Source organism: Aquitalea palustris, assembly GCF_003693445.1.
In the GTDB taxonomy this organism is placed as follows: Bacteria; Pseudomonadota; Gammaproteobacteria; order Burkholderiales; family Chromobacteriaceae; genus Aquitalea; species Aquitalea palustris.
On record NZ_RFAR01000051.1, the window covers coordinates 71,966 to 85,121 of the forward strand.

The following is a 13,156-nucleotide window of genomic DNA, read 5'->3' on the forward strand; positions in this document are numbered from 1 at the left end:
TAATGGCGGGATAGCTTGATAATCGGGTATGAACTGTATGTCTCAGACGGAAGTGGCGGAGCTGGAGCAATTTGCCTCCCGCTGTCAGGAACTGGAGCTGATCATCAATGAACGGCGTTTGCAGCCGGTGTTTCAGCCCATTGTTGATCTGGAAAGCGGCATCATCCTCGGTTACGAGGGCTTGATCCGTGGCCCTTCCAACAGCCCGCTGCATGCCCCCGTCAGCCTGTTTGACCAGGCCGAGCGCTGCAATATGACCGTGATGCTGGACCGCACCTGCCGCCAGGTCACCATGGAGCGCTTTGTCGAGCTGGCGCTGTCCGGTTTGCTGTTCCTGAATATCTGCCCGGCCACGCTGCTGGCTCCCGAGCATCGCCATGGCGAAACGCTGGCCTTTCTGGAAAAAATCGGGCTGGCGGCCGAGCGCATCATCATCGAAGTTACCGAAACCACCCCCAGTGGCTGCTATACCGCCCTGCGCTGTGCTACCGAGCATTATCGCGATCATGGCTTCCGTATCGCGCTGGATGACCTGGGCGAGGGCTTTTCCAATCTGCGGCTGTGGTCGGAACTGCGGCCGGATTTCGTCAAGCTGGACAAGCACTTTGTGCAGCAGCTGCATCTGGACCCGCTCAAGGAGCAGTTTGTCCGCTCCATGGTGGATATTGCCCGCCAGTCTGGCGCCCTGCTGGTGGCCGAGGGCATAGAAACCGTGGCCGAGCTGCGCACCCTGCAGCGGCTGGGCGTACGTTACGGCCAAGGCTATCTGCTGGCCCGTCCCAGCGCTGCACCGGCTTTGGATCTGCAAGTTCATGTCAAGGGCGTGGCGTGGTCGGGCAGCCGGCCACGGCTGCCGTGGCAAGTACCTGCCGTGGCGCGAGACCTGCTGCAAGAGGTGCCCTATCTGGAACCCAAGCTGCCCAATGAGGCGGCTTACCGGATTTTTGCCAGCGACCCGGCCCGCTTTGCCATTCCGGTGGTGGAGAATGGCGTGCCCATCGGCCTGCTGCGCCGCCATCATCTGCTGGAAAGTTTTGCCAAGCCTTTCAATCGTGAGCTGTACGGTAAAAAGCCCTGCACCATGATGATGGACAAGCAGCCGCTGATTGTCAGTGCCGACATCAATGTGCATGAGCTGTCGGCGCTGGTGGTGGCTTCCGAGCAGCGCTATCTGGTGGATGGCTTCATCATTACCGAAAACGGGCGTTATCTGGGCATGGGCACCGGTTTTGCCCTGATGCGCAAAATGACCGAGCTGCAGATTTCCGCCGCCCGCTATGCCAACCCCCTGACCGGCCTGCCCGGCAATGTGCCGCTATCCGAGGCCATCGACCGCCTGCTGGAAGCCCGCTTGCCTTTCGTGGTGGCGTACGCTGATCTGGACAATTTCAAGCCTTTCAATGACCTGTACGGTTATGCGGCTGGTGATGAAATGATTCAGCTGGTGGGGCGTTTGCTGGTGGAGTGTGCCGACCCGGACCGCGATTTTGTCGGCCATGTTGGTGGCGATGATTTTGCCCTGTTATTCCAGTCGGCAGACTGGCAAGACAAATTGCAGGGCATGCTGCGGGAGTTCGATCGCAGTGTGCGCAGTTTTTTTGATCCGTCGCACCTGGCCGCCGGGGGCTTTGAAATGAGCGGTCGCAACGGCGAGCCGATGCGTTTTCCGCTCACCAGCCTGTCGGTGGGGGTGGTGCGGGTGAGCCCCGGCCAGTACCCCACGCACTATGAAGTGGGTTCGGCCACTGCCGAGGCCAAGAAACAGGCCAAAAAGCAGGCGGGCAGCTCCTTGTTCGTCGAGCGGCGCCACCTGCTGCCTGCCCGGAACGGCTAGGGGCAACAGGGGCGTTTGATGAATTAAACAAGCAGCAGAATTTCGCCTGTTTTGTATCAAATATTTTTCGTGGCGATGGGTTTTTTATCAAAACAAAGGCGCTGTGAGGCTGGGAAGCCACATTGCAGAGCCACTTTTGATCAAGTTTCGTTTTGAGGCTTGTCAAATTTATTAAACGTAAGCTAGGCTTCTCTCCAGCAAAAGAGCAGCGATAAAGACTGCTCTGGGTGGTGGTGCAGGCATTCCTGCAAGGCGCATGCGATTAGCCCCTTGTCTGGAGGCGCTGTCAGCACCACCACGTACGGGAGAGTAGGGGAGGAGCCAGCATGAAATACGCGACACCAGATATTGCCGTCCATGACGACAGCACAGGCCACGCCTGTTTCTGCCAGCCTCCTCGAAATGTTATCGTTTCCGATTTGATCGTTTTTCCCGCTTTTTTCCTTGCTGGCCACTGCCCATTCGGGTTGGGTGCTGGTATTGTTTTGAAAGCGGATTAGGTGCGAGTGGAAGGGGCCGCCTGGCTGCCCTTTCTGGAAGCTGACCCGATAATCAGGTCGCGAACACGCGAAATCAGCCGCCAAGGCTGGAATAGTTGGAGGGAGCAAAATCATGACGGATGCTGTAGCGGCCAATAAGCCGGTTCAATCAGTTGCGGGCGCACAGGCTGCCAAGCAGGTTCAGAGCGTGCAAGCCAATGACAAACCCTATCTGCGTATCAGCGGAGTGGTGAAGAAGTTTGGCGACAACGTTGCCGTTGACCATGTCGATCTGGATATTCGACAGCACGAAATTTTCGCCCTGCTGGGTAGCTCCGGCTGCGGCAAGTCCACCCTGCTGCGCATGCTGGCGGGTATGGACTCCCCGACCTCGGGCAAGATCGTTCTGGATGGCGAAGACATCATCGGTCTGGAGCCGTACGAGCGCCCGGTCAACATGATGTTCCAGAGCTATGCGCTGTTCCCGCACATGACCGTGGCCGAGAACGTGGCTTTCGGCCTGAAGCAGGACAAGCTGCCCAAGGGTGAGATCAGTGCCCGTGTCGATGAAATGCTCGATCTGGTACAGATGCGCAAGTATGCCAACCGCAAGCCGCACCAGCTCTCCGGTGGTCAGCAGCAGCGTGTGGCACTGGCGCGCAGTCTGGCCAAGCGTCCGAAACTGTTGCTGCTGGATGAACCGCTGGGCGCACTGGACAAGAAGCTGCGTCAGCAAACCCAGCTGGAACTGGCCAACACCATCGAAAAAGTGGGCGTGACCTGCATCATGGTGACCCATGACCAGGAAGAAGCCATGACCATGGCCGACCGTATCGGCATCATGAGCGAAGGCAAGCTGCTGCAAGTGGGCACCCCGACCGAAATCTACGACTACCCGAACTGTCGTTTCACTGCCGAATTCATCGGTGAAACCAATATGTTCGAAGGCGCAGTGACGGTGGATGAGGCCGACCGCGTGGAGATCACCTCGCAGGAACTGGGTGGCGTGGTGCGTATCGACCACGGCATTACCGGCCCCAAGGGCATGCATGTCTGGGCCAGTGTGCGTCCGGAAGATGTACGGCTGGACCGCAAACCGGTAGCCGCCGGCCCTAATATGGCCGCCGGTGTGGTGGAAAACATTGCCTACATGGGCAGTTATTCCATCTTCCACATCAAGCTGACCAGCGGCAAGATCGTCAAGACCGTGGTGCCGTCGTCACGCTGGTACGATGCCGACGAAACCGCCCCGACCTGGGGTGATCCGGTGTTTGTCAGCTGGCGTGCTGATGTGCCGGTGGTACTGACCCAGTAAATATCCACAACAAAACCGGGTAGCTGCACCGCGGCTACCGGGGTGTTGTGAGTGGGGCGCAGTCTGTCCCGCACAGACCAGGAGCGGATAACTCGCAAGAGTGTCCGCTCTTTTTTCGTCCGCATGGGCGGCCATCAGGCCGATGGCCGCCAGATTCATCCTGCTTACATTGCTCGCGAGGTTTTTATGCTCCGCTTTGCCCGACAGCCGCACGCACCTTCCTACTATTGCGCCAGCGCCCATGCCTGGCAGGCCTGTCCCGAGCTGCAAGGCTCGGCCAGCGTTGATGTCTGTGTGGTGGGTGGCGGGCTGGCCGGCTTGTCGGCCGCGCTCAATCTGGCCGAGCGCGGCTTGTCGGTAGCGCTGCTGGAGGGCTCGGCCGTGGGCTTTGGGGCTTCTGGCCGCAATGGCGGCCAGGTGATTGCCGGCTATGCCTGTGGCATCGATACCCTGCGCGAACAGCTGGGGGCGGAACTGGCGCGGGTGATGTGGGATATGTCGGTGGAGGCGGTCGATATCATCGATGAGCGTGTCAAACGGCATGCCATCGCCTGTGACTGGACGCGCGGCTTTTGCAATGCCGCGCTCAAGCCGCGTCACATGCAGGAGCTGGCAGAGTGGCAGCAGGAAGCCGAGGAAGAATACGGTTATGGCGGCATGGAGCTGTGGGACAAGGCAAGGCTGGCGCAGCAACTGGGCAGCGAGCGTTATCTGGGTGGCTTGTATGATCCGCGTTCCGGCCATTTGCACCCGCTGAATTATGCCTTGGGCTTGGCCGGTGCGGCGCTGGCGGCCGGTGTCCGGATTTACGAGCAGACACCGGTCGTGCGGCTGGAGCAGGGTAGCCGCCCCAAGGTGCATGCCGAGCACGGTACCATCAGCTGCGACCACGTGGTGCTGGCCTGCAATGCCTACATCGGGCAGCTGGTGCCGCAGCTGGAACGCAAGATCATGCCGGCCGGAACCTATGTCATTGCCACCGAACCGCTGGGGCGCGAGCGTGCGGCTAGTCTGATCGCCAACAATATGGCGGTGTGTGATACCAATTTCGTGCTCGATTACTATCGCCTGTCGGCCGATCACCGTTTGTTGTTCGGTGGCAAGGTCAGTTATTCCGGCAAGCAGCCGCACAATCTGGCCGCTGCCATGCGTCAGGACATGCTGCGCGTGTTTCCGCAGCTGGCCGATGTGAAGGTGGATTATGCCTGGGGCGGCTTCTGCGACATCACCGTCAACCGCGCACCGGACCTGGGCCGGCTGGATGGCAATATCTACTATATGCAGGGTTTTTCCGGCCACGGTATCAATGTCACCGGCATCGCTGGCAAGGTAGTGGCCGAGGCCATTGCCGGCACGGCCGGGCGGCTCGACCTGTTTGCCCGACTGCAGCACCGGGATTTCCCGGGCGGCAAGCTGCTGCGTACCCCGGCGCTGGTGTTGGGCATGGCCTATTACCGCATGCTGGATGCGCTGTAAGAAGCTGTTCACACCCTTGCGCCTGGTCTGGCCCCTGGTTCGCGCTAGCGTGAACACATCCTGACAAGCGGTGCAAGGCGGCTTGCTTGTCAGTCTGCTGACGCATATTGCCCTGTCTGGCAAGGCTGCGCGGCAGGGGGTGGATGTTGAAAATCTTGCACAGTGCCGCTGCGGGCCGCCTGCTGCGGCAGAATGGAAGATATGCCATCGCCGCAGCCTGTCAGCAGCACATCTGCCATTTATTGACGGCCAGAAAAGGCGGTCATGCCATGTGCCTTGTCCAAAAAAATGGACGTCAGGCCGCGTCATCAAACTTTTACTTGTCAAGCTGCGTGATGTTGTTAAAATCCGCGCTCGTTTTGCAATGCAAAACACCGACAATATATTGTTTCGCTCCGACATCCCAGGCCCACATAAAAGCTTTGTAGCCCGAAAGCCGCGCACTAAGGAGCGGGGTTATCCATCGAATCATTGAGGGAAAATCTCATGGCTTGGACTGTGGCTGATAGCCGGAGCCTGTATGGCATCCGGCATTGGGGGGCGGGTTATTTTGACGTGGGCGACAATGGCTGCATTCAGGTGCAACCCAATGTGCGCCACGACACGCGTATCGATTTGCACGAATTAAGCCGCCAGCTGGGCGCCAAGGGACTGGACCTGCCGCTGTTGGTGCGCTTCCCCGACATCCTGCAGGACCGCGTGACACGCCTGTGCCGCGCTTTCGACACCGCGATTGCCGCGCAGAATTATGGCAACCGCTACACCGCCATCTATCCGATCAAGGTCAACCAGCAAGAAGCGGTGGTGAAAAGCATCATCGCCACGCGCGAGGTGTCCATCGGTCTGGAAGCCGGCTCCAAGCCGGAACTGATGGCCGTACTGGCGCTGGCGCCCAAGGGTGGCACCATCATCTGCAATGGCTACAAGGACCGCGAATTCGTGCGGCTGGCGCTGATTGGCCAGAAGCTGGGCCATCAGGTGTTCATCGTCATCGAAAAAGAATCCGAAGTTGACCTAGCGATTGAAGAAAGCAAGAAGCTGGGCGTGCGCCCGATGCTGGGCATGCGCGTGCGCCTGTCCTCGCTGGCCAGCAGCAAGTGGGCAGATACCGGCGGTGACAAGGGCAAGTTTGGCCTGTCCGCTGCCCAGCTGATTTCTGCTGCCGACAAGCTGGCTGCTGCCGGCATGTCCGACTGCGTGCGGCTGATGCACTTCCACATGGGTTCGCAAATCGCCAATATCGGCGACTACCGTGCCGGTTTCCGCGAAGCGGTGCGTTATTTTGCCGAGCTGCGTGCGCTGGGCCTGCCCATCGATCACGTCGATGTCGGCGGTGGCCTGGGTGTGGACTACGACGGCACCCATTCGCGCAATGCCAGCTCCATCAACTACGACATGGACGAATACGCCCAGGTCATCGTGTCGATGCTGGCCGAGTTCTGCGACGAAAACGGCATTCCGCATCCGCGCATCCTGTCCGAATCCGGCCGCGCCATGACTGCTCACCACGCTGTGCTGATCATGAACGTGACCGATGTGGAACGCCTGCCGGAAAGCGTGCCGGAAGTGGCCGATCTGTCGGTACTGGCCAAGCCGGTGCGCAAGCTGTTCGAGCTGATGGAGCTGACCGACGAAGAGATGGTGACGGAAATCTACTACCGCGCCAGCCATTACGCCTCTGACGTGTCCGACCTCTACTCCGCCGGCCGCATTTCGCTCAAGGAAAAGGCCATGGCCGAAGACGTGCACGCCACGCTGTGCCGTCGTCTGCATCGCCAGCTGCAAGCCAGCCAGCGTTCGCAGCGCCAGGTTTACGACGAACTGACCGACAAGCTGGCCGACAAGTATTTCTGCAATTTCTCGGTGTTCCAGAGCCTGCCGGATACCTGGGCCATCGACCAGATCCTGCCCATCATGCCGGTACACCGGCTGGACGAGCAGCCCACCCGCCGCGCCGTGCTGCAGGATTTGACCTGCGATTCGGACGGCAAGGTGAAGCAGTATGTCGACCAGCAAAGTATCGAATCCAGCATGTCGGTTCATGATGTTGAACCCGGCAAGGAATACCTGATCGCCGTGTTCATGGTAGGTGCCTACCAGGAAATTCTGGGCGACATGCACAATCTGTTCGGCGATACCGACTCGGTCAACGTCTATGTGCGCGACAACGGCCAGCTGGAATTTGCCGGTGTCGAGGAGCATGACACCATCGAAGACATGCTGCGCTATGTGCACCTGTCGCCAGAGGAAATCCTCAACCGCTACGAGGAAAAAGCCCGTGCGGCCGACCTGTCCAGCGACGAGCGCAATGTATTCTTTGCCGAGTTCTGCCGTGGTCTGAAGCAGTCGTCCTATCTGTCGGTGTAAGCCGGGTAGGTCTGGTGCAAAAGAAAAAGCCCTGAGAAATCAGGGCTTTTTTGCGTGTGTTGCTCAGAGAATCAACCTTCGGCTTCGACAAAATCCAGTTCCGGCGGCTCGCGGCGGAAGAAGCCGGTGAGCTTGGCCAGATAGGCAATCCCCAGCGCCAGCCAGACCAGGCCCAGCATGATGGCGCGGCTATCCAGGCTGACCAGCAGCCACAGGTCGGCCAGCATGCCGATCAGCGGAAACAGCAGGAACAGGAAGAAGTCACGCGGCGCACGGCGGCGCTGGCGTACGTAGTAGTGGGCAATCACCGACAAGTTAACGAAGCTGAACGCCAGGAAAGCACCAAAGTTGATGAAGGAGGTGGAGGTGGTGACATCCAGCTTCAGCGCCAGCAAGGCCACCATGCCGCAGATCAGCAGATTGTTGACCGGGGTGCGAAAGCGCGCATGCAGCTTGCCGAAGATGGACGGCGGCAGCACCGCGTCGCGGCCCATGGCGTACAGCAGGCGCGAGGCGCTGGCCTGCGCCGACAGGCCGGAAGCAAACTGGCCGACGATCAGGCCAATCAGGAAGATGCTGGCAAACAGGTCGCCGCCGATATTCTTGGCAATCTCGAACGCCGCATCATCCACGCTCTTGAACTGGCTGGACGGGTGGGCCAGCTGCACAAAGTACGATGTCACCACGAAAATCAGCCCGCCGATGATGGTAATCCACATGATGGCGCGCGGAATGGTGCGGCGGGCATCGCGGGTTTCTTCGGTGAGGGTGCTGACCGCGTCAAAACCCAGAAAGGAATAGCAGGCCACGGCGGCACCGGCCATGATCATCGGCAGCTTCATGTCACCACGGAAGAAGGGCGCCAGATTCCACAAGGGCTTGCTGGCATCGCCCGCCACATAGTGGATGCACAGCGCGACAAAGGCCAGCAGCACCAGGAACTGCAGCAGCATCATCAGGTAATTGACGGTATTGGCCATCTTCAGCCCGACGATGTTGATCAGCGTGGTGAATACGATGAAGGCAATCACCCACACTGCCATGGGGATGCCGGGAAAGGCCGAAGCCAGATAGGCCGCGCCGATCAGCCAGATGGCCATCGGCAAAAACAGATAATCCAGCAGTACTGCCCAGCCCACCAGAAAGCCCAGTTTGGCGTGAATGGATTTGCGGGTGTAGGTATAGGCCGAGCCGGCGACCGGAAAGGCCGCTGCCATGCGGCCATAGCTGTAGGCGGTAAACAGCATGGCTACCAGCGCCACCAGATAGGAGGCCGGCACCATGCCATCGGTCATTTGCGCCAGGATGCCAAAAGTACCCAGCACGATGATGGGCGTCATGTAGGCCAGGCCAAACAGCACCACGGAGCCCAGCGTCAGCGAGCGCTCCAGTTGTTTCGTTTCCATTGTTTCTCCTTGCTTGCTCATGTTTGTGTTTGTTGTCATGAGCCGGTCTCTTTTGTATGCACTTCACCTTACGACGGGCTGCAGCTCCGGGCGGACGTGGCGCGTCCGGCTGCCGGAGGCGACCCTCTGCCTAATGTTTGATATGGAAACTGCGCTGGCCGTGTTCTCCTGTGCTGATGTCGCCGGCCAGAGCAATGCGCCGGTCGTGCAGATAGCGGTAGTCGCGGCGGCTGGCTGCCAGCTGGCCAAGGTCCAGCGCCACGCGCAGTTGTTGCGGGTCGCGGCCGCAGCTGGCCACCACTTGGCCAAAGGGGTTGATCACCGCGCTTTCACCGGCAAATTGCAGGCCGTCGCCGCTGCCGCAGCGGTTGGTCATCACCGCAAACAGCTGGTTTTCCATGGCGCGGGCGGTAATCGCGGTGCGATGTACCGGGCCGTAAGGGTCCATATTGCCGTTGGTGACGATCAGTAGGTCCACCTCTTGCTGGGCCAGGGCGCGGGCGGTTTCCGGGAATTCGATGTCGTAACAGATGAGGATGCCCACGCGCAGGCCCTCCCACTCGCAGCTCACCAGTGCATCGCCGGGGGTGAAGATGCCGTGGTCGGAAGCCCACAAATGGGTTTTGCGGTAAGCCAGTGCCACACCCTGCGGAGTAAGCAGGGCGGTGGTGTTGTAAAAGCGGCCCGCATGTACTTCGGCGAAGCCGATGGCCACGCTGATGTTCTTTTCGCGTGCGGCCTGCTGGATGGTGCTGATGGCCGGGCCGGCTATGGGCTGGGCCAGCGCAGCGATATTGTCAGCGGTGGGAAAGCCGCTGAGAGTGGTTTCCGGGAATACCAGCAGCCGGGTATCCGGCCCGCAGCGGGCGATGGCGTCCAGGGCGCTGGCAGTGTTGGCCGGGATGTCGCCATCCACGCCAGGCAGTTGGGCCAGTTCTACAATCATGCTGTCTCCTTGTTTGCTTGTTGTCAGACTACATCGCCGGCACAGCCCTGTTGTTGGCAGGGAGGCTGTTGGAGAGTCTGGAAGCGTGCTAGCTTGAGAGGCTGTCAGCGCAGGGCTCAGTATCGGCTGCTGTTAAGCGTATGAAAATTACATCAAGTGGGTAACCAGATTGGGGTAGTCGTGGCATTGCAATTACAGGATATTGCCTGGCACCGCACGGTGGGGCGCTTGATCGATCAGCTGGACAAGCCGGTATTCTGGCCGGCACTGCTCGGTGTGCTGGCGGATTATGTGGCGTTTGACAGCTGGGTGGTACTGCTGTTTTTTCCCGAGCGGCCACCACTGGTGCTGGCCGAGCAGGCCATGGCGGATGGCGGGGTGGATACGCTGTTTCAGGATTATCTGCAGGGCCTGTACCGGCTGGACCCGTTTTATGTGGCCAGCCTGGAGCACCGCCACGCCGGGCTGTTACGGCTGGACGAGGTGGCGCCGGACCGCTTTCCCTTTACCGATTACTACCAGCGCTATTTCAGCCTGAACATTGTCGCGGATGAAGTGCAGTTCAATCTGCCGCGCGAAGATGGCAGCACGCTGTGCCTGTCGCTGGGGGCTGGCCAGCGCTTTGCACCGCAACAGATGGCCACCTTGAGCCTGCTGCAACCTTGGGTGGTGGCACTGATGCGCCAGCGCCTGCATTTCGAGCAATTGGCAGCCAGCAAGCCTGCGGTGGTCGCCCCGCAGTTAGCCCCGGTCGGGCTGGAAGGGCAGGGCCTGACCCTGCGCGAGAACGAAGTAGCCCAGCTGATGCTGGGCGGCCATTCCAGCAAGGCGATTGCCCAGCGCCTGCAGATATCGGTGGAAACCGTGCGCGTGCACAAGAAACATCTGTACAGCAAGCTGGGCATCAATTCGCAATCCGAGCTGTTTTCGGTGTTTCTGCGTGCCAGCCGGGCATGAAAAAGCCTGCGCGTGGCAGGCTTGGTGTGACGCCGGGCTTGCTTACTGGATGATGCCGCCACCCAGGCAGATATCGCACTGGCTTATTAAGGTCTTGTATTGATCATTTTGCCGGTGTCTATTACTGTTTCCATTCCCTGACATAGTCGGCAAATTTCAAAGGGAGCCCGCCACTATTATCGGTGCCTTCGGCAAATTCTCTGAGTAAGGAACGGGTGCAGAAATAGTCATCCTTGAAATGGTAGTTTTGTGGGAAATGAATCGGTGCGATTTGTTTGCTGGCTGCATATTTGAAAGCGGCAATGGCCTGTTCTGTTTGTTCCGGACCAACTTCAAGAAGCAGATTTTTGCGGATGATCTGCTGCAATTCCTGTTGATATACACCATGTTTCGCTTGCCATTGTGCATAAGCGTCTTGCAAGGGGGCTACGCTGGCCGGGGAGATGTCGGCGCAGGATTGCAGCGTATTCGGGAGTAAACCTTGTACATCCAGGAAGGCAGTCGCGAAGATTTGCGTCTTACTGGCATTGGCAGCGAAAACTGGAGTAGACAGGGTTGCAAACAGTACTACGGCTATTCTAAGCATACCGCCTCCATTGTGATGATCGGGCCATGTCACTATGAATTGTGATGGCCAATTGAATCAGCGATTTTCAGCAATGATTGAAGCGATATGCAATGACCTAAATAGCGATTGCACATTTCCGCGATGACTAGTACCGATGAAGCGGCAGGCGATTTACTGGATGATGCCGCCACCCAGGCAGATATCACCGTCGTACAGCACGGCCGACTGGCCGGGGGTGACCGCCCACTGTTTTTCGCGGAAGGTGAGGGTGGCCTGGCCATCCACCACCGGCGACAGCGAACAGGCGGCATCGGCCATGCGGTAGCGATTCTTGGCGGCGTATTCGCCGGCAGCCGGCGCGCCATTCAGCGTCCACGACAGGTCGCTCATCGCCAGCGTGGGCTTGAGCAGCAGCGGGTGGTCGTGTCCTTGCACCACAATCAGCTTGTTGCCCGGAATATCCTTGCCGGCGACAAACCACGGCTCGCCACTGCCATCCTTGCTGCCGCCGATGGTCAGGCCCTTGCGCTGGCCCAGCGTGTAATACATCAGGCCCATGTGCTCGCCCACCACCTTGCCATCCGGCAAGATCATCTGGCCGGGCTGGGTGGGCAGATAGCGCTGCAGGAACTCGCGGAAGGGGCGTTCGCCGATAAAGCAGATGCCGGTGGAGTCCTTCTTGGCGGCGGTAGGCAGCCCGGCTTCCTCGGCCAGCTTGCGCACTTCGGTTTTGCGGATGTCGCCCAGCGGGAACATTGCCTTGGCCAGCTGGTGTTGCTGCAGGCGATACAGGAAGTAGCTCTGGTCCTTGGTGTGGTCCACTGCCTTCATCAGGTAGTGCAGGCCGTCCTTTTCCATCTTGCGTGCATAGTGGCCGGTGGCGATGCAGTCGGCTCCCAGTTCCAGCGCGTAGTCCAGAAAGGCCTTGAACTTGATTTCGGCATTGCACAGCACGTCCGGATTGGGCGTGCGGCCGGCCGAGTATTCCTTGAGGAAGTACGAGAACACGCGGTCCTTGTATTCCTTGGCGAAATTGACGATTTCCATGTCGATGCCGACGATGTCGGCCACGCTCATGGCATCCAGCGCATCCTGCTTGATGGAGCAGTATTCGTCGTCGTTGTCGTCTTCCCAGTTCTGCATGAATACGCCGATGACTTCATGGCCTTGTTGCTTCAGCAGCCAGGCGGTTACCGATGAATCCACACCGCCGGACATGCCGACGACAATACGTTTCTTACCCGTCACGGGGAAAATCCTTCTTTCCAGAGAGCCAAGGGCACCACGACCGGTGGTTCCCCGAATGAATTGAACCAGCTGTCCACCACCCATTCCTGGCCGGTGTCCTGCTCGGTGATATGGCTGGCAAAATGTTGTGCCACCAGATAGCGGGTGCGGCGCACGATGTCGTCGACCCGGTGATAATGCAGCCAGCCCTGAGCAGCCAGATAGTGCAGAAAGGCCGAGTCGTTATGGCTGTGGTCGATGCAGTCCATGCGGCCATCCGCATCGTTGTCGAAACGGTCGGCCCCCTTGTCGTGCCAGAGCGGGCTGTCCTGGGCTGCCAGCAGATACAGTGCCTGTACCGCGTGCTGGATCTGGCTGCGTTCGATGGTGGCGTCATGCAGGTCGTCAAACAGTCCGGCCAGCCAGTCGCGGGCCTCGCTGGAGATTTCCATTTCCAGCTGTTTGGCGCAGCCGTAATCATAACAGAGCTGCAAAGGCTCCGCATGCGCGGCCCCGGCGGTCGTTACCGACAGCATCAGCACGAACAGGAAGCGACAAAGCAGATGGCGCAAGGGTTTCTC

12 protein-coding genes are annotated in these 13,156 nt (G+C 59.4%); 7 read left to right on the top strand and 5 right to left on the bottom strand.

The features are described 5' to 3' along the window. Nucleotides 1-37 precede the first annotated feature (37 nt). From EAY64_RS12565 to speA, 6 genes are all read left to right on the top strand, one after another. The gene (locus EAY64_RS12565) at nt 38-1,834 is read left to right on the top strand and encodes a GGDEF domain-containing protein (protein ID WP_103525132.1); all 1,797 of its coding nucleotides are present in this window, start codon (nt 38-40) and stop codon (nt 1,832-1,834) included. A 326-nt stretch (nt 1,835-2,160) separates the two neighbouring features. Next, nucleotides 2,161-2,334 (top strand): hypothetical protein, encoded by a 174-nt coding sequence (locus EAY64_RS20405; RefSeq protein ID WP_158604691.1) that lies wholly within the window; start codon nt 2,161-2,163, stop codon nt 2,332-2,334. Between the two features lie 112 nt (nt 2,335-2,446). Further along, the gene (locus tag EAY64_RS12575) at nt 2,447-3,628 is read left to right on the top strand and encodes an ABC transporter ATP-binding protein (protein WP_103525096.1); all 1,182 of its coding nucleotides are present in this window, start codon (nt 2,447-2,449) and stop codon (nt 3,626-3,628) included. Nucleotides 3,629-3,814: 186 nt separating this feature from the next. Next, nucleotides 3,815-5,104, top strand: a complete 1,290-nt coding sequence (locus tag EAY64_RS12580) for an NAD(P)/FAD-dependent oxidoreductase (RefSeq protein WP_103525133.1) — start codon at nt 3,815-3,817, stop codon at nt 5,102-5,104. An 82-nt stretch (nt 5,105-5,186) separates the two neighbouring features. Next, the gene (locus EAY64_RS20280) at nt 5,187-5,579 is read left to right on the top strand and encodes a hypothetical protein (RefSeq protein WP_147456221.1); all 393 of its coding nucleotides are present in this window, start codon (nt 5,187-5,189) and stop codon (nt 5,577-5,579) included. Between the two features lie 11 nt (nt 5,580-5,590). Then, nucleotides 5,591-7,471, top strand: a complete 1,881-nt coding sequence (speA, locus tag EAY64_RS12585; RefSeq protein WP_103525097.1) for an arginine decarboxylase — start codon at nt 5,591-5,593, stop codon at nt 7,469-7,471. 71 nt (nt 7,472-7,542) lie between these two features. Here speA and EAY64_RS12590 read toward each other — a convergent pair whose 3' ends face one another. Continuing rightward, complete coding sequence (locus tag EAY64_RS12590) at nt 7,543-8,877, bottom strand: APC family permease (RefSeq protein ID WP_103525098.1); 1,335 nt, start codon at nt 8,875-8,877, stop codon at nt 7,543-7,545. A gap of 130 nt (nt 8,878-9,007) precedes the next feature. Further along, nucleotides 9,008-9,823, bottom strand: coding sequence for a carbon-nitrogen hydrolase family protein (locus EAY64_RS12595; protein ID WP_103525099.1), 816 nt, complete (start codon nt 9,821-9,823; stop codon nt 9,008-9,010). 156 nt (nt 9,824-9,979) lie between these two features. Here EAY64_RS12595 and EAY64_RS12600 point away from each other — a divergent pair, with 156 nt between their 5' ends. Then, complete coding sequence (locus tag EAY64_RS12600; protein WP_226034162.1) at nt 9,980-10,780, top strand: helix-turn-helix transcriptional regulator; 801 nt, start codon at nt 9,980-9,982, stop codon at nt 10,778-10,780. Between the two features lie 121 nt (nt 10,781-10,901). Here the strand turns inward: EAY64_RS12600 and EAY64_RS12605 are convergent, their stop codons facing one another. From EAY64_RS12605 to EAY64_RS12615, 3 genes are all read right to left on the bottom strand, one after another. Beyond that, nucleotides 10,902-11,366: a hypothetical protein gene (locus EAY64_RS12605; protein ID WP_103525101.1), complete on the bottom strand. Its 465-nt coding sequence runs from the start codon at nt 11,364-11,366 to the stop codon at nt 10,902-10,904. A gap of 153 nt (nt 11,367-11,519) precedes the next feature. After that, a complete protein-coding gene (gene mnmA / locus EAY64_RS12610; RefSeq protein ID WP_059286801.1) occupies nt 11,520-12,596 on the bottom strand; it encodes a tRNA 2-thiouridine(34) synthase MnmA in 1,077 nt (358 codons plus the stop codon). Continuing rightward, nucleotides 12,593-13,147 (bottom strand): hypothetical protein, encoded by a 555-nt coding sequence (locus EAY64_RS12615; protein ID WP_103525102.1) that lies wholly within the window; start codon nt 13,145-13,147, stop codon nt 12,593-12,595. Before EAY64_RS12615 ends, mnmA begins: the two co-directional genes overlap by 4 nt. Nucleotides 13,148-13,156: the final 9 nt, after the last annotated feature.

Bases quoted from the DNA above. Each gene is read 5' to 3' on its own strand.
- EAY64_RS12580 (WP_103525133.1), top strand. From the start codon at position 3,815: ATGCTCCGCTTTGCCCGACAGCCGCACGCACCTTCCTACTATTGCGCC.
- speA (WP_103525097.1), top strand. From the start codon at position 5,591: ATGGCTTGGACTGTGGCTGATAGCCGGAGCCTGTATGGCATCCGGCAT.
- EAY64_RS12565 (WP_103525132.1), top strand. From the start codon at position 38: ATGTCTCAGACGGAAGTGGCGGAGCTGGAGCAATTTGCCTCCCGCTGT.
- EAY64_RS20405 (WP_158604691.1), top strand. From the start codon at position 2,161: ATGAAATACGCGACACCAGATATTGCCGTCCATGACGACAGCACAGGC.
- EAY64_RS12575 (WP_103525096.1), top strand. From the start codon at position 2,447: ATGACGGATGCTGTAGCGGCCAATAAGCCGGTTCAATCAGTTGCGGGC.
- EAY64_RS12605 (WP_103525101.1), bottom strand. From the start codon at position 11,366: ATGCTTAGAATAGCCGTAGTACTGTTTGCAACCCTGTCTACTCCAGTT.
- EAY64_RS12595 (WP_103525099.1), bottom strand. From the start codon at position 9,823: ATGATTGTAGAACTGGCCCAACTGCCTGGCGTGGATGGCGACATCCCG.
- EAY64_RS12590 (WP_103525098.1), bottom strand. From the start codon at position 8,877: ATGGAAACGAAACAACTGGAGCGCTCGCTGACGCTGGGCTCCGTGGTG.